Consider the following 16,714-nt stretch of genomic DNA (forward strand, 5'->3'; position numbering starts at 1 on the left):
CCTGTGCAATGTTTCGGGGCGCTTGAGCCTCTGGTACGAGCCGAGCTCCAACCGCCACCAGCAGCCTACTTTTCGGAGGATGGCGTTCATGAACTCTCATTCGCTCCAATTGCTGGAACAACTTTACGGCCAGCAACATCTCCATGACACGTCGCACATAGCGCCGGTATTGCATCAACACGCCGAACCGCTGCCAGACCTGGATTCCCCCGCTTTTGGCGACTTGTTCGACCGCTACGCCGATGCGCGGGTGGTGATGATCGGCGAGGCGAGCCATGGAACCAGCGATTTCTATCGAACCCGGGCAGCGATTACCCAAAGGCTGATCGAGCGGCACGGGTTCAATATCGTCGCGGTAGAAGCCGACTGGCCGGACGCCGGACATGTCGATCAGTATGTCCGGGGACTGGCGCACACGGCCTGGAAGCGCCATATTTTCAGCCGGTTCCCCACCTGGATGTGGCGTAACGGCGAGGTGAAGGCCTTCGCCCACTGGCTGCATCAATTCAACCATCAGCAAGCCCCTGAACATCGCGTCGAGTTTCGCGGCCTCGACGTCTACAGCTTGCGTAATTCCATTCATGAAGTACTGAGTTATCTGGATCGGGTTGACCCGCGTCTGGCCCAGGAAGCACGTCGGCGCTATGGCTGTCTGACCCCATGGCAGGATGACCCTGCGCTGTACGGCCATTTTGTCGAGCGTGCCGGTGTAATGCCCTGTGAACAGCCGGTGATCGATCAGCTCAATGCCATGCTGGCTGAGCAACTGGCCGGGCTCATCCGTAACGACGAAGCGTTCTTCAATGCAACGCAGAACGCCCGGGTAGTGATGGCGGCCGAGCAATATTACCGCGCGATCTATCGGGGCTCGACAGCCTCCTGGAACCTGCGTGACCGGCACATGTTCGATACGTTGCGCGCATTGCTCGAACATCGGGGCCCGCAAGCCAAGGCCGTGGTCTGGGCCCACAACTCCCATATCGGCAACGCGGGCGCCACGGAAATGGGCTGGAAGGGGCAGTTCAACATCGGTCAACTGTGCCGTAACGCCTTCGGGCGCGATGCCGTACTGATCGGCATGGCCACCGACCGCGGCCAGGTGGCTGCAGCCGATGACTGGGACGGCGAAATGTTGATCAAGGACATCCGCCCTTCCCGGCCAGACAGCTGGGAACATCAGTTCCTCAAGGCCGGGGTTGCAGCGTCCTTGACCGACTGGCGTGATCCGCAGCGCAAAGAGCTGCGCAGCGTCCTGTCCACGTCCTTGCTGGGACGGGCCATCGGGGTGATTTACCGTCCTGAAACCGAACGCTTCAGTCACTATTTCGAGTCGATGCTGGTGGAACAATTCGATGCCATGATCTGGATCGAGCAAACCAGGCCGGTTACCGCGCTGCCACTGCCGAAAAACCAGCACTTGGAAGCGGAAGACGAAACCTATCCGTTTGGCGTGTGAGGATGCGAGCATGCCCCTTCAGGGGTGGGGGCATGCAGGTATTTTTCAAACCAGTCGCCAGCGAGCCTGGCGACTGCCTCCAGTGTGCCAGGCTCTTCAAAAAGATGCGTGGCGCGCGCGACGACTTCCAGCCGTTGCTCGCAGCGCAGGGTCCGGCTGCTCTGACGATTCAAACCCAACACCACAGGGTCCTGTGCACCGACAATCTGCAAGGTCGGCGCCTTGACCCGAGGCAGAGCCGGTCCAGCCAGATCGGTTCGCCCACCCCGACTGACCACTGCATTTACCACCGCTGCACGCTCGGCCGCGGCCACCAGTGCCGCCGCCGCACCGGTACTGGCGCCGAACAGACCGATGCGCAGCGAGTGCAATTCGCGGTCCCGGCCTACCCAGTCGATCACATCGATCAATCGGCTGGCCAGCAGGGGAATATTGAAGCGCAACTCCCCGCAGAGATTATCCAGGCGCTGCTCCGGTTCCGTTAGCAGGTCGAACAGCAGCGAAGCCAGGCCCCGACCGGCCAGGACATCAGCCACATATTGATTACGAGGGCTCAAACGGCCACTGCCGCTGCCGTGTACAAAGATGACTAGGGCGCGGGCGTTCGCCGGCAAACGCAAATCGGCGGACAATTCAACGCCGGGCAGGTCCATGGATCGGTATCGAGGTTCAAGCATCGCGATGTTCCATATTGGAGGCGGTCAAAGGTTCCCGCTTCCAGGCCCGTTGCATGAGATCGATGACTTCTTCATCCGAGGTCTGGGAAAAGTCCAGGTACCAGTAACCGATCGACATCATCCACTCAGGGATGAGCGGGCAGATCACTTCGTCCACTTGCATGCATAAATCCTCGACCGTTTCCCGGGGAGCAACCGGTACCGCGACGACAATGCGCTCGGGTGCCTGCATGCGCACCGCATGGACCGCTGCCATCATTGAAGAACCTGTCGCCAGACCGTCGTCGATCAGGATCACCACCTGGTCCTTGAGTTGCGGTGGCGGACGGTTCCCCCGATACACCTTTTCGCGTCGCGACAGCTCCTGCGTTTCACGGGCGACCACAGCGTCGAAACTGGCTCGATCGATCGGGTGCGCCCGCAGCGCGTCATCATTGAGAATTTGTACACCGCCGCTGGCAATGGCACCCATGGCGTATTCCGGGTGTGAAGGAGCACCGAGCTTGCGCACCAGCATCAGGTCCAGGCGCACGTTCAGGGCGGTGGCGACTTCATAGGCCACCGGGACACCGCCACGGGGCAAGGCGAGAATAATCACGTCAGGCCTGTTGGCGTACTTGAGCAAGGGCTCCACCAGGCGTCGGCCGGCTTCGGCGCGGTTGGGCAAGGTGGTTTGTAATGAGGGACTCTGAATCACGGGAACCTCCTGCTGCTCTTGCGAACGGCGTTTCGTAACCTGTGGTCCTGGCCGGACCGTGCTAAACGGCCAGGATGCTGCAAGTCACCTGGTACAGGGTATGTTCGGTGGTGCTGCCCAACAGTTTTTCCAGGCCGTGGGACTGGACCCGGCCCATCACAATCACGTCGATCTGTTGCTCATCGGCGAACGCGTGCAGCACGGCCACAGGATGCCCCTCAATGAAATGTTGCCGGTCAGCCGGCACGCCATACCGGCCGGCCAGGTCGAGAAAGGATTTTTCATGACCCTTGCGCACCTGACTGTAGAGGTCCGTGAGCGCCAATCCCCCGCCGCCCATATCGCCCAGGAACAGCGCGGAAGCCTCGCAGGCGTAAACCAAGTGCAACTCGGCCTGACACTGGATAGCCAGGCTGGACGCCTGTTGGATGATCCGCTCATTGAGCTCGTCGTCCCGTACCAGGGGATTGGAAACATCAACCGCTGCCACGACCTTGCGCGGCAAAGCATGATCACCTTCGCCAGGCAGGTAGACCGGTATCGGGCAATGACGCAACAGACGCCAGTCCAGCGGGGTAAAGAACCCGCGCTTGAGCGCCGGTTCACGCTGCACCTGCTTGATCAACAGGTCGGGCTGCATTTCTGCGACATAATCGAGAATGTCTTGCTGCAGATCGTCGGCCCATTTCGCCTCGGCAGTCACTTCAAGACCCCTGTTGCGCAGATGATCGGCCTGGTATTTGAGCCAATTGCGCTGGTCTTGCAAATATTCTAAGCGAGCCTTTTCCCGGTCGCCCTCTTCGAGTAGTGACAACAGCTTCCAGGATGGGATCAAGGCGACGATGTGCAGGCTGGCACCGCTGGCCTTGGCCAGGGCGGCGCCATGATCCATGGCTTTAGACTGGCGCAGGGCCGGGTTAATGATCAGCAACAACCGTTGATACTGGCTCATGATCGGTCTCCACGAAGCTTGCAGTTGTTTCGCTACCCGCCACCACGAATCGCTGTGTTCGCCGGAGGGTCAGGTACCTGTTTCGTAGATTCAGAATCCTCCGAGGAGACGGCCTTGACGTTGATTTATATCAAGTGCCTGCGCCAGCAAGCGATTCACAGGCCGCTGCCACCCCTGCGCGTCACCGGACGGGTTGTCGAAGGCTAAGAAGACCGACTTTTGATTTGATCGCGATTGATCAATATCAATCGCGCCAAGGCCAACCGGGCTACATTGACCGAAACGCACGTGCCCTATGGTTCACAGACAGGAGAAGGCAATGACGATCCTATTGGCAAGTCAGCGGTTGCGCCTGTATGACCGCAATGAACTCGACGACGTGCTGCTGACGATGGCGCGCCAGGCCGCCACCCTGCTGCCGCCGGCGCACGCCGCGCTGATCGGAATCAGGCGCCGGGGCGAGCCCTTGGCCCAACGATTGCGCAAGCACATTGCACGCCAGACCGGCCAACCGGAACTCCCACTCTACCCTCTTGAGGTCAAACGCTACGCCGACGACCTGCAAGTGCTGCATTCCTTCACGCAATTGACCGAAAACCCGGTGCTGGCCAAACTGGACCTCGCCAACACCACGTTGCTGGTCGTTGATGATGTGCTGTTCGAAGGCCATTCGCTGCTGCGTACTTGCGCCTATCTGGCACAACTGGGCGCTCGTCGGGTCTACACCGCTGTATTGGTCGACCGGCACATCTGCCAGCAGCCAATCCGGGCCGACATTGTCGGTGTGCATCTGCAAGTGGCCGCCGCTGACATCGTCGAATGCAATGTGCCGCCCTTCGAACAGGATTTTTGCATAGAGGTCGTGCGCCACGGCGCCGTCCGCTGACGGGATGACGTCAAGCACTGGCGGGGCACTCTGGCCCGACAGCAGCGGCGCGACAACAGACCGGGTGGCACGCGCCATCCAAATGATATGTCTTGCCAATCGCGTTGGAGGAGACTTGCATGCGCACCCAACCCCCACTTCTTTTTGCCCTGCAAGGCAGCGAACTCTATGCCGCGCGCGTCGCCCAGCGGCTGGGTTGCTCGTTGGCACGACATGAAGAGCGAGACTATGAAGACGGCGAGCATAAATGTCGCCCGCTGGATCTGGTGAACGGCCGCGAAGTCGTGGTGTTTCATGGCTTGCATGGGGATGGTCGGCAGAGCGCCAATGACAAGTTGTGTCGCCTGCTGTTTTTCTGCAGCGCTCTCAAGGATGCCGGCGCCCGTCAGGTGCAGGTGGTGGCGCCGTACCTCTGCTACGGGCGCAAGGATCGGCGCAGCCAGCCTCAGGACCCGACCATCACGCGCTACGTCGCTGCGTTTTTTGAAGCCAGTGGCGTCGATCGCCTGATCACCCTGGAAGTACATAATCCGGCCGCGTTCGATAATGCGTTCGCCATGCCGGCGTGGAGCCTGCAATGCGCCGAACTGTTCGCCGGGCATTTCGCCGCGCAAGTCGGCGACGCTGAAGTGGTTGCCGTATCCCCGGACTCGGGTGGCAGCAAGCGGGCCGAGCAGTTTCGTCAGGCCCTGGAGCGACAACTGGGACGATCGGTCGGCAGCGCTCTGATGGAAAAACACCGGGCCCATACCACGCTGACGGGTACCCTCCTGATGGGCGACGTGAGCGGCAAGACAGCCATCGTGTTCGACGACCTGATCAGCACCGGCGCAACGCTCAAGCATGCCGGCCTTGCCTGCCAGGAGGCTGGAGCCACACGTTTGTTCGCAGCCGCCACCCATGGCTTGTTCACCGCTGGCAGTCAACTGTTCGACGTGCCGATCTTCGAACACATCGCGATCACTGACAGCGTGCCGCCGTTTCGCCTGCCGCCTGACTGTGTCACGCGCCACTTGCAGGTTCTCGACAGCACGGCCCTGATCGCCACCTGCCTGGCGGAAAATGGCGCATTTGATCGCTCTGAGCCAGCGCATTGATGGTCAAACGGATCGGGATTGGCTTTTTACCTGTTGTTGAACAGCCCCAGGACTGCCGGGAAAGACCTGACTCAGGTAGCCACACCTGCCGTGGGTGCGCGCCAGGCGGATTTCGTTAGCGACACTTGTTCAATCCTTACACCATCAAAACCGTGGTCGCGAGCACCACTCCAGATAGTCAAAATAACGTTACTTTTATAAACAAACTCTCAACCGTCGATCAGTAATATCGGTTTATTGACGATGTTCCGATATGCGGTCGCAATTTTTGAGCTCCTCCGGGTACAAACAAGATGGATCGCCGATGGAATATTGGCGTCTTCTACGGTTTAGCCTGATACGGAGATAAGCTCATGATTTTTAACGTACAAGATTTTGGCGCCAAAGGAGATGGGACCACAGACGACACCGCGGCGATACAGAGTGCAATTGATGCGGCCGCTGCGGCAGGTGGTGGACAGGTGTACATGCCAACCGGAACTTATATTGTTTCGGGTGGCGAGGAACCCTCCGACGGCTGCTTGATGCTCAAGAGCAACGTGTACTTGTACGGCGACGGCATGGGCGTCACCAACGTCAAGGTAGCTGACGGCTCAGATACCAAGATCACGGGGGTTATACGCTCCGCTTATGGCGAGGAGACCCACGATTTTGGCGTCAGCAACCTCACCATCGACGGCAACCGGGACCACACCACCGGCAAGATCGACGGTTGGTTCAACGGCTATATTCCCGGCCAAGAAGGCTACGACTCCAACGTCACCCTCGACAGCGTCGAGATCAAGGATTGCTCCGGGTACGGTTTCGACCCCCACGAGCAGACCGTCAACATGGTCATCAAGAACAGCGTGTCCCACGGCAATGGCCTGGACGGTTTCGTCGCTGACTTCCTCAGCGACAGCACCTTCGAAAACAACGTTGCCTACGACAATGACCGTCACGGTTTCAACGTCGTCACCAGTACCCACGACTTCACGCTTACCAATAACGTTGCCTACAACAATGGCGGCAATGGCATCGTGGTGCAGCGTGGCAGCGAGGACATCCCCTCCCCCAGCAACATCACCATCACCGGTGGCGAGGTGTACGGCAATGGCGCCGAAGGGGTGCTGATCAAAATGTCCAGCGAGGTGACCGTCAGCGGCCTCGACATCCACGACAACGCCACCGCCGGGATCCGCATCTACGGCAGCAACCATGTCGAGATCATCGACAACACGCTCACCAACAATTCCCTGGGCAGCCCCGTACCGGAAATCATCCTGCAGTCCTACGACGACACCCTGGGCGTGTCCGGCAAGTACTTCAATGGCAGCGATAACACGATCCAGGGCAACATCATCAGCGGCAGCGACCTGTCGACCTACGGTGTGGCAGAGCGCAATGAAGACGGCACCGATCGCAACGCCATTATCGGCAACACAATCAGTCACACCAGCAAGGGCGCCACGTTGGTCTATGGCGACGGCAGCTACGTCAGTGCCACGGTGCCGATGACTACCGTGCAAGGTACGGCGGGCAACGACACCCTGCTGGGCAGCGCCGAAAGCGAGATTTTCTACGGCGCAGCCGGCAACGACACGATCAATGGCGGGGCCGGTAGCGACATTCTGGTGGGCGGTGCGGGCATCGACAAACTCACCGGCGGTACCGGCGCCGATACGTTCCGTTTCGTCGCTCAGTCCGACAGTTACCGCAACGCAACTGCAAGCTTCGATGACACCGTCACCGACTTCGACGTCACCCAGGACAAGATCGACCTTGCCGGTCTCGGTTTCACCGGACTGGGCAATGGTCGTGGCGGCACCTTGCAGGTCAGCTACAGCGCCAGTAACGACCGCACTTACATCAAGGACTACGATGCCGACGCGAGCGGCAATCGCTTCGAGTTGATTCTCTCGGGCAACCTCGTCAGCACACTGAGCGCCAGCAACTTCATTTTCAATCGGGTGATCACCGGCACCAGCTCCAGCGACTCATTGCTGGGCAGCGATTCGGCCGACACCCTGCTCGGCCTCGCCGGAAACGACAACCTCAGTGGCGGCGCGGGCGACGATAAGCTCGACGGTGGGTCCGGCATGGACACCCTTACCGGTGGCGACGGGGCGGATACCTTTGTGTTCTCGAGTCGCCTGGACAGTTACCGCAACTACAACACCGGCGGTGCCAACCTCAGCGACGTGATCACTGATTTCGATATCAGCGCCGACAAGATCGACCTCTCGGCCATTGGTTTTACCGGCCTGGGGGATGGCAAGAACAATACCGTTTACCTTGTGCTCAACAGTGCCGGCACCAAGACTTACATCAAGTCCCTGACCGCCGACGCCGATGGCAACCGCTTTGAAGTGACGCTGAACGGCAACTACGTCGACAAGCTGACCAGCGCCAATTTCGTCTTCGCTACGTCGTCACCGGTCAACCATGCGCCGGTGGTGGCAACGGCGTTGCTGGATCAGAACGCCACCGAAAATACCCCGTTCAGCTACGTGGTGCCGGCCAACAGTTTTACTGATCCGGATAACGACAGCCTTAGCTACATCGCCAAACTGGCGAATGGCAACGCCCTGCCCAGCTGGCTGACATTCGATGCCGCGACTCGTACGTTCAGCGGCACACCCAGCGATACCGCATCGGGCACCTACTCCATACAGGTCACCGCGGCCGACGGCAGCAACGCCACCGCCAGCGACAGCTTTACCCTCGCCGTGCAGGACGTGCCCGCCTCACCCACGGTGATCAACGGCACGCCGAACAACGATACGCTGACCGGCACCGCTGCCAACGAACAACTCTTCGGTGGCGCCGGTAACGACACGCTGAATGGCGGCGCGGGCAACGATATCCTGGTCGGTGGCACCGGGGTGGACAAACTCACCGGCGGCGCGGGTGCCGATGTATTCCGCTACACCTCGACACTCGACAGTTACCGCACCAGTTCCACCAGCGTCAGTGACCAGATCCTCGACTTCGACGCGACCGCCGACAAGATCGACGTCTCGGCGCTCGGCTACACGGCCCTGGGCAACGGTCTGAACGGTACGCTGCAAGTGACCTACAGCGCTTCGACCAACCGTACCTATCTCAAGGACCTTACCGTCGACGCCAACGGCAACCGCTTCGAAGTGTCGCTGGCGGGCAACCTGGTGAGCAGCCTGACGGCGAGTCATTTTGTTTTCGCCGGCCAGACCCCCCCGAGCAATGCCGCACCGGTGGTGGCCATCCCCCTCCTCGACCAGAATGCCACCGAAAGCACGCCGTTCAATTACACCGTCACCCATGACAGTTTCACCGACGCCGACCAGGATGCGTTGACCTACACCGCAACCCTCGCTGACGGTAGTGCCCTGCCCGCGTGGCTGAGTTTCAACGCCACCAGCCTGACGTTCAGCGGAACGCCGACCAGCACGGCTTCGGGCAACTACAACGTATTGGTCAAGGCCACCGATCCCTCGGGTGCGTCGGTCAGCGACAGCTTCGCTCTGGCGGTGGCCGATGCGCCTGCGAACAACATCACCGGCACCAACAATGCCGAAACCCTCAACGGCACAGCGGGTGCGGACCTGATCCTTGGCCTTGGTGGCAATGACACAATCAAAGCCGGTACCGGCGCGGACATCGTCGACGGCGGCGCCGGGCGCGACTCGCTGTACGGCGGCGACGGTGCCGACACCTTCCGCTACACCAACGTGCTCGACAGCTACCGCGACTACGACACCGGGGGCATCACGGCCACCGACACGATTTACGACTTCACTGCAGGCGTCGACAAGATTGATGTGTCAGGGCTGGGCTTTCTCGGCCTCGGCGACGGCAGCAATCACACGTTGTACATGACCCTCAACGCGGCCGGCGACAAGACCTACATCAAATCCGCCGACGCGGATGCCGATGGCAACCGTTTTGAAATCGCCCTCAACGGCAATTACGTCAACACCCTCACCGCCAGCGACTTCGTGTTCGGTGAGCGTGCCCAGCAGGACATCCTCTACCTGCCCACCCTCGGCCAATCCAATGCGCGCCTGTTGCGCATGACGGAGGACGACGATCAGTCCGGCACTTCGATGCTGGTCAAGGACCTGGACCGCTACACCCCTTATGACGTGCGTAGCCAGTTCACCGATGCCGATGGCAATGGCATTGACATCGCGGTGGGAGGCAGCACGGTCAACGGCCTGTCGACCATGGGCGCCGAGGAGCTGAAGCTGTGCTGGTGGTTGACCGACACCAACCAGCCCGGGCCTGCCCTGTTACGTGCCGTCGCGTTGCTGAACGACCAGCTCACCGAACTGCAATCGATCGATAACGTGACCATGGGCATCATTTGGGGCCAGGGCGAGGAAGCCGCCCAGGAGATCGCCCGCGCCACGGACAAAACAGCGGCAGCAGCGGACTACAAGGCCGCGACCCTGAAGGTGTTCGATTACCTGCATGCCCAGTTTGGCAACTTCAACGTGTACATCATGGAAACCGGTCACTACCAGGAGGATGCGGCGCGTGCCCGTGGTTACTCGGAAGAGAAAATTGCCTCGATCGTAGCCGGGGTCGGTTATGTTCGCGCCACCCAGGAAGCCATCGCCGCCGAGCGTGCCGACGTCAAGCTGGCGGTGGACTACACCGACCTGCCCTTGCGCTACGAAGTCGATCCGCTGGTGTACCCCGACGACGTCTGGCACTTGCACGAGGAATCGGCGGAAATCGTCGGCCAGCGCCTGGCCGACTACATCGCCGATGACCTTGGCTTTCAAGGCAACCCCGACGACAACAACAGCGTGCAAGAGATTTTCGACAACGCTCAAAACCAGGGCGGGATGATTTCCGGCACCGACCAGGCTGATACCCTGGTGGGCAGCTCGGGCAACGACACACTGGATGGCGACCTGGGCGCCGACTCCATGACCGGTGGCGACGGCAATGACATCTATGTGGTCGATAACGCGTCCGACAGCGTCACCGAAACCAACACATCACCCTCGCAGATCGATACGGTGCAGGCCTCGGTCAGCTGGACCCTGGGCGCCAATCTCGAGAATCTGGTGCTCACCGGCGTGTCGGACATCGATGGTACCGGCAACGGGCTGCGCAACTTCATCACCGGCAATGCCGCCGCCAACGTGCTCAATGGCGCCGCAGGGGTCGACAGCATGAGTGGTGGCGATGGCAACGACACTTACTATGTCGACAACGCCGACGACACCGTGATCGAGACCCAAGGCAATGCGGTGCCCGGAGGGATAGACAGTGTGCGCAGCAGTTTGGCGGCCTATACCCTCGGCGCCAATGTCGAGAATCTGTATATCGATAGCACGGGTGCCGCCACTGGCACGGGCAACGCGTTGGACAACACGCTGTTCGCCGGAGCCGGCAACAACGTGCTGGATGGGCGCGAGGGTAATGACACCGTGTCTTTTGGACGCGCCCTGTCCAGTGTCACCGCCAACCTCTCGACCTCAGCGCAACAAAACACGGGGGGCTCCGGGCTCGACACCTTGAAGTTCGTCGAAAACCTGACCGGAAGCGCCTACGCCGACAGTCTGTCGGGGAACAGCGCCGCGAACGTACTGAACGGTGGCGCAGGCAACGATACGCTGGTGGGAGGGTCGGGCGATGACCGGTTGATCGGCGGTGCAGGCACCGACAACCTCACCGGTGGCACTGGCGCAGATACTTACGCGTTTGGTGCGCTGTCTGACATGGGCATCGGGGCTTTGCGCGATGTGGTCAACGGCTTCAAGAGCGCCGAAGGCGATCATCTGGATTTCACCGGTCTGGACGCCAACCCACTGACCGCCGAAGTCGACCCCTTCACCTTCATCGGCAGCAATGCCTTCGACCCTGCCAACGCCACCGGACAACTGCGCTTTGCCGACGGCATTCTCTACGGCAGTGTCAACGCCGACGCCACCCCCGAGTTCGAATTCGAAGTGGTGGGCGTCAAGGAGCTGCACGCCAGCGATTTCACCGCCTGACGTCTTATGGGAGCGAGCGTGCTCGCTCCCATAAGGGAATTGCAGTACCCGAAAAATTAAAGGCCACTACAGACCCAATGGAGTGAGGGGACGAATTCCCTCGCCTCGGCGGTCATGCTCATTCCTCTTTGAACGCCGCAAGCAAGCGTTCACGCAAAGGCTTCATCAGGTAGTTCATCAAAGTGCGTTCCCCCGTGACCACCGTGACATCGGCAAGCATACCGGGGCGCACCAGCAGGCCGGCGGCCTGTAGCGAGACGACGGTGTCGGCGGGAATTTCGACCTTGGCGGAAAAGTACGGCTGGTGGGTCTGTTCATTGATCAACTGATCGGCCGACACCGTCTTCACCGTACCGATGACAGTCGGCGTATCCACCCGTTGCAGCGCAGTGAAATGCACATGCACCGGTAGACCCGGGCGCAACTTGTTAGCCATCAACGGCTCGAAACGCGCGGTGATCGCCATCGGCGCATCCAGAGGAACCACCTGCATCAGGGTTTGACCGGCCTGCACAACGCCCCCGACCGTGTGAATGCTCACGTCCATGACTTGCCCGGACACCGGCGCACGAATCGCACCGTTGTCGACTTCAAATTGAAAGGCGCGGATCTGGTCGGCATAACCTGCTGCTTCGGCAGAGACTTCACTGAGCTGGGTTTCGGCATCGCGACGAAACTCCTGCTGTGCCTGCAAGGCCTTGAGCCGGCTTTCATTGATCGCCTGGCGGGTCCTGCCGACATCGCCCACCCCGGAGGAAATCTGCCCGGCCAGTTGGGCTGCGTTGCGCTCGACCTCGAAGAGTTTGTTGCGCGGAACGTAGCCCTCACGAGCCAAATTACGCAGGCCTTCCAGCTCCTGCTGCAGGAAGCGCATCTGCGTATCGTTGTTGCGCTTGACGCCTTCATAGCCCAGCAATTGCTGCTGCAATGCTGCAGCTTCGTGTTCGATGATCTGCAAGCGACTGCCCAATTCCGCACGGCGGGTCACAAATAACTGGCTCTGCAAGGCCATGGAAGCCTTGACCCGTGGCTCGTCGGCGTGTTCCAGCAGTTCAGCGGGCCATTGGATTTCGGCTGAGCCCAGGCGCTCGGCAATCAATCGCGCCTCGATGCTGCGATCGTTGAGCAACTTGCCCCGGGTGACATCCAGTTGCGACTGCGCCTGCACCGTGTTGAGCTGTGCCAGCAACTGCCCTTGGGTGACGCGGTCGCCATCACTGACCAGCAGTTTTTCCACCACGCCGCCGACCAACGACTGCACCGCTTTGCGTTCGCCCGCCACCACCACGGTGCCGCTGCCCACGACACCCTGGTCGAGCGGCGCGAGGCAGGCCCAGAGCAGGAAACCACCCAGTGCCAGGGCCAGGAAAACCACGCCATAGCGTGCTGCACTCCCCGCGTCGGTGTTGGCGCTGGGCAGCGTAGCATTACCGCGTATGCTCGGCCTCTGCTCGCTGTACGTTTGTTGCCCGGGGGTCAAGTCATGCATCTTCGCCAGTCTCCTTGACCGCAGCCTGTCTTGGCCCCGGGATCAATGCCTTGAGCACCCGATCCCGTGGACCGAATGCGTGTTGAGTACCGTCCTTGAGCACCAGGATGTGATCGGCCACCGCGAGTACATTAGGCCGGTGGGTAATCAGCACCACGGTGCTGCCGGCGACCTTGAGCGCACTGATTGCCTGAACCAGCGCCAGCTCTCCGGCTTCATCAAGGTTGGAGTTGGGCTCGTCGAGCACGATCAGCGACGGCAGCCCATAGAGCGCGCGAGCCAGGCCGAGGCGCTGCTTCTGTCCGCCGGACAGCCCCAGCCCGCCGGGGCCCAGCGGCGTGTCGTACCCCTTGGGGAACCTCAGGATCATTTCGTGTATGCCCGCGTGACGCCCCGCCGCGATGATCTTGTCCGCGTCCTGCTCACCGAATCGGGCAATATTGTCGGCCACACTGCCGTCGAACAGTTCGATGTCCTGCGGCAGGTATCCCAGGTGCGGGCCCAGAGCGTCGTGAGACCATTGACTGATCTCGGCGTCGTCCAGACGCACCGACCCGCCCATGGCCGGCCACACCCCGACCAGCGCCCTGGCCAGCGTTGATTTACCACTGGCGCTGGGGCCGACGACGGCGAGCACGTCACCTTTGACCAGGTTGAAATTGATGCCCCGCAGGATGGGTTGCGAGGCACCGGGTGGGCCAACATACAATTGCTCCAGTCGCACTGCGCCGGTGGGTGGCGGCAAAGGCATGCGCAGGCGCTCGCGCGGATGCTGGGCAAGGAGCTGGCTCAGGCGCTGGTAACTCTGGCGGCCTGAGTTGAATTGCTTCCACGAGCCAATGGCGATTTCCACGGGGGCCAGGGCGCGCCCCAACAGCAGCGACATGGCGATCATCATGCCCGCCGACAATTGGCCTTCGAGTACCAGCAACGCGCCCAGGCCCAAGGCCAGCGATTGCCCGGAGATGCGCACGAAACGAGTCATCGAAGTGATACGCGCGCTGCGGTCGCTGGCATGGGCCTGGGCGGCAACGATGCGTTGCTGCAGCAGACTCCAGCGCTGGCGCAATGGCCCTAGCATGCCCAAGGCCTGGATGACTTCGGCATTGTGGAACGTGCTGTTTACATAAGTTGAAGACTGCACACCCAGCCGATTGGCTTCGCCCAGACGCGTTCGCGTCGCCAACTCCCCCCACAGTGCCAGACCGATCAGGACCAGGGCCAGAACCAGCGTCAACACGCCGAACCAGGGATGGAAGATGAACGCTACCAGCAAAAAGATCGGCAACCATGGCGCATCGAGCAACGCAATCAGGCCCTGACCGGTGATCAACTGCCGCAGCGTCGCCAGATCGATGAGCACCTGAGCCGGGTTGGCATTGTGCTCGCGAAGGCCGCGGGCGAAGGCGGCGTCGAAAATCCGCTCGCCCAAGGCATCGTCGAGTCCCGCGCTCATGCGAATCATCACCGCACCGCGAACCCACTCGATCAGGGCGCTGAACATGAACAGTCCCAGCGCGATCAAAGTGAGCATGAACAAAGTGGTTTCGTTGCGACTGGTGAGGACCCGGTCGTACACCTGCATCATGTAGAGCGACGGCACCAGCACCAGCAGGTTGATCACGCCACTGAACAGTGCCAACGACCAAAACACCCGGCGGTAGGAGAGTAAAGCAGCATCAATGTCATGACGCGGATCGAGAAGAAAACCCATACAAAGTTGCTCGCAAAAGAATGAGTCGGTCCAGGACGCAATCCATCGCGAGCGTCTACCCCACGGGCGAAACGCTAAATGCAGTCTGACGTGCCGTTATCAGAGACGGTCCTCGTCGCTACAGGCGCCAATAACTGACAACGCGACCTCGGGATAGTGCCGGTTATGCAGGCAGGGCTTTCATGTGGCTGACGGGCGGGTATGCGCGCTGCATTGGGGAGTCGCGGCATGTCACTTTCGCTAGAACGCTTCCTTTGCCGTTACTTGTTGAGGCGCAGAGCATCAAAAGCATTTCGTTCCTCGCAGTCGGTGAAGTCATTTGCGCGGTGACCAGACCCGCTAGACTGGCCAGACCAAAAGTACCGAATAATCCGTGCTCATAAGCTCATCCTTCGCGAAACCAATCGTGTTCCCGGATGAGTAACGGCGTTTTTTAGTCTGGTCACCTTCGGTCGAAATGAAGTTTTCGATAAACGGTCTGGCGCCTGATTAAGGCTGCAAGCCACTGATAAGCACTAGTTATCGACTAAACGTACCGCCGACTGCCGTGACACAAACATTTGCTTACAAAGCAGCAGCTCGCTAAAGAACGAGTCTGTGACTACAAGTGATAGGTTGAGCTGCCTGACCTGGCCATGAGATGCACAGCCTGAATTATGCGCATCCAACTTCCCCGCCTTACCTCCTTCGGGGTCTACGTCGCCCTTTCGTGCATGTTTGCGGCTGCATGGTTCACCCATCCTGCTCCTGAGCATTCTTCCTTTGCCCTGATGAGTCCGGTGAGGGCTGCTGCCGAGCAAGTCGCCAAACCCGTTTATACCAGTCGTTTTGCCTCTTCCGGGCTGGTGGACTTCGTGCATTCCTCGGCAGTCACCGCCTTGCCTGACGGCAGCCTGATGGCAGTCTGGTTCGCCGGCACTCGCGAAGGTGCCTCCGACGTGCAGGTGCGCTCTGCCCGCTTCGACGCGAAAACTGGCGAATGGGGTGCGGAACAGGTATTGGCGACTCGGGATTCGACCCAACAGGGCACTCGAAAATACATCCGCAAACTGGGCAACCCGGTCATTGCGCTCGCACCGGACAGCCGCCTCTGGCTCTTTTACGTTTCCGTGTCCATGGGGGGCTGGGCCGGTAGTGCGGTCAACGTGATGGTCTCTGACGACTTTGGTCGCCAGTGGTCCGAGCCACGCCAATTGATCACTTCCCCCTTTCTGAATATCAGCACCCTGGTACGTTCCGCCCCGATCTTTCACACTGACGGTTCCATTGGCTTACCGATCTACCACGAGTTTCTGGGCAAGTTTGCCGAATACCTGTACCTGAGTGCAGACGGTGATGTGATCGATAAATTCCGCATCAGCCGCGGCACTAACTCCTTGCAACCCACGGTCGTTCCACTGGATGGACAGCGTGGTATCGCCTTGCTGCGCTATGCCGGCAACACCCATCATCGTGTGCTGGCGACCCGCACTGAAGACGCCGGCCAGACCTGGAGCGAGCCTTATCCACTGGATCCCTCGAATCCCAATTCCTCGTTGGCGGCCGTCGCCACACCCGAGCAAGGCTTGCTGGTGGCGCTCAATGACTTGCAGGACGGGCGCTTCAAACTGAGCCTTTATGGCACCGATGCAAAAATGGACGATTGGCGCTCGCTGCGAGACCTCGACAAATCACCTGATCCAGAGGGCGATACGTTTTCACCCGAGGCTTACAAGGAAATCATTGGCAGGGAGTTTCGCGGTTCCAGTGGCGCACTTCGCCAACCGCTCGAGGCGCA

Annotated in this window: 10 protein-coding genes; 5 read left to right on the forward strand and 5 right to left on the reverse strand. The window is 60.4% G+C overall.

Features of this window, described 5'->3' with window-relative positions:
- Positions 1-88: 88 nt before the first annotated feature.
- The gene (locus PMI01S_RS27880) at positions 89-1,456 is read left to right on the forward strand and encodes an erythromycin esterase family protein (protein WP_084323300.1); all 1,368 of its coding nucleotides are present in this window, start codon (positions 89-91) and stop codon (positions 1,454-1,456) included.
- On the opposite strand, the gene PMI01S_RS27885 is transcribed toward PMI01S_RS27880, so the two are convergent.
- From PMI01S_RS27885 to PMI01S_RS27895, 3 genes are all read right to left on the reverse strand, one after another.
- Positions 1,438-2,133 (reverse strand): dienelactone hydrolase family protein, encoded by a 696-nt coding sequence (locus tag PMI01S_RS27885; protein ID WP_084323301.1) that lies wholly within the window; start codon positions 2,131-2,133, stop codon positions 1,438-1,440. The two genes, PMI01S_RS27880 and PMI01S_RS27885, sit on opposite strands and share 19 nt — an antisense overlap.
- Positions 2,126-2,830 carry a phosphoribosyltransferase gene (locus tag PMI01S_RS27890; protein ID WP_084323302.1) on the reverse strand — a complete coding sequence of 235 codons (705 nt, stop codon included), beginning with the start codon at positions 2,828-2,830 and terminating at the stop codon, positions 2,126-2,128. The genes PMI01S_RS27885 and PMI01S_RS27890 overlap by 8 nt, the downstream gene beginning before the upstream one ends.
- A gap of 61 nt (positions 2,831-2,891) precedes the next feature.
- Positions 2,892-3,782: a universal stress protein gene (locus PMI01S_RS27895; RefSeq protein ID WP_084323303.1), complete on the reverse strand. Its 891-nt coding sequence runs from the start codon at positions 3,780-3,782 to the stop codon at positions 2,892-2,894.
- Positions 3,783-4,101: 319 nt separating this feature from the next.
- Between PMI01S_RS27895 and PMI01S_RS27900 the strand changes: the two genes are divergently transcribed.
- The 3 genes from PMI01S_RS27900 (at position 4,102) to PMI01S_RS27910 (ending at position 11,734) form a co-directional block, all read left to right on the forward strand.
- Positions 4,102-4,668 (forward strand): phosphoribosyltransferase family protein, encoded by a 567-nt coding sequence (locus PMI01S_RS27900; protein WP_084323304.1) that lies wholly within the window; start codon positions 4,102-4,104, stop codon positions 4,666-4,668.
- Between the two features lie 119 nt (positions 4,669-4,787).
- Complete coding sequence (locus tag PMI01S_RS27905; RefSeq protein WP_084323305.1) at positions 4,788-5,765, forward strand: ribose-phosphate diphosphokinase; 978 nt, start codon at positions 4,788-4,790, stop codon at positions 5,763-5,765.
- A 353-nt stretch (positions 5,766-6,118) separates the two neighbouring features.
- On the forward strand, positions 6,119-11,734 hold the full coding sequence (locus PMI01S_RS27910; RefSeq protein WP_084323306.1) for a putative Ig domain-containing protein: 5,616 nt from the start codon (positions 6,119-6,121) through the stop codon (positions 11,732-11,734).
- 118 nt (positions 11,735-11,852) lie between these two features.
- Here the strand turns inward: PMI01S_RS27910 and PMI01S_RS27915 are convergent, their stop codons facing one another.
- Together PMI01S_RS27915 and PMI01S_RS27920 are read right to left on the reverse strand one after the other, a co-directional pair.
- The gene (locus tag PMI01S_RS27915; RefSeq protein WP_084323307.1) at positions 11,853-13,223 is read right to left on the reverse strand and encodes an HlyD family type I secretion periplasmic adaptor subunit; all 1,371 of its coding nucleotides are present in this window, start codon (positions 13,221-13,223) and stop codon (positions 11,853-11,855) included.
- Entirely contained in the window at positions 13,216-14,937 is a 1,722-nt protein-coding gene (locus tag PMI01S_RS27920) for a type I secretion system permease/ATPase (RefSeq protein ID WP_084323308.1), read from the reverse strand. The genes PMI01S_RS27915 and PMI01S_RS27920 overlap by 8 nt, the downstream gene beginning before the upstream one ends.
- A gap of 656 nt (positions 14,938-15,593) precedes the next feature.
- Between PMI01S_RS27920 and PMI01S_RS27925 the strand changes: the two genes are divergently transcribed.
- Positions 15,594-16,714 (forward strand): sialidase family protein (locus PMI01S_RS27925; protein WP_084323310.1); only part of this gene is annotated, 1,121 nt, incomplete at its 3' end.

This window comes from Pseudomonas migulae NBRC 103157 (genome assembly GCF_002091715.1).
Taxonomy (GTDB): Bacteria; Pseudomonadota; Gammaproteobacteria; order Pseudomonadales; family Pseudomonadaceae; genus Aquipseudomonas; species Aquipseudomonas migulae_A.

Coding starts and splice junctions, on each gene's coding strand:
- PMI01S_RS27920 (WP_084323308.1), bottom strand. CDS start 14,937: ATGGGTTTTCTTCTCGATCCGCGTCATGACATTGATGCTGCTTTACTC.
- PMI01S_RS27895 (WP_084323303.1), bottom strand. CDS start 3,782: ATGAGCCAGTATCAACGGTTGTTGCTGATCATTAACCCGGCCCTGCGC.
- PMI01S_RS27880 (WP_084323300.1), top strand. CDS start 89: ATGAACTCTCATTCGCTCCAATTGCTGGAACAACTTTACGGCCAGCAA.
- PMI01S_RS27905 (WP_084323305.1), top strand. CDS start 4,788: ATGCGCACCCAACCCCCACTTCTTTTTGCCCTGCAAGGCAGCGAACTC.
- PMI01S_RS27915 (WP_084323307.1), bottom strand. CDS start 13,223: ATGCATGACTTGACCCCCGGGCAACAAACGTACAGCGAGCAGAGGCCG.
- PMI01S_RS27900 (WP_084323304.1), top strand. CDS start 4,102: ATGACGATCCTATTGGCAAGTCAGCGGTTGCGCCTGTATGACCGCAAT.
- PMI01S_RS27910 (WP_084323306.1), top strand. CDS start 6,119: ATGATTTTTAACGTACAAGATTTTGGCGCCAAAGGAGATGGGACCACA.
- PMI01S_RS27885 (WP_084323301.1), bottom strand. CDS start 2,133: ATGCTTGAACCTCGATACCGATCCATGGACCTGCCCGGCGTTGAATTG.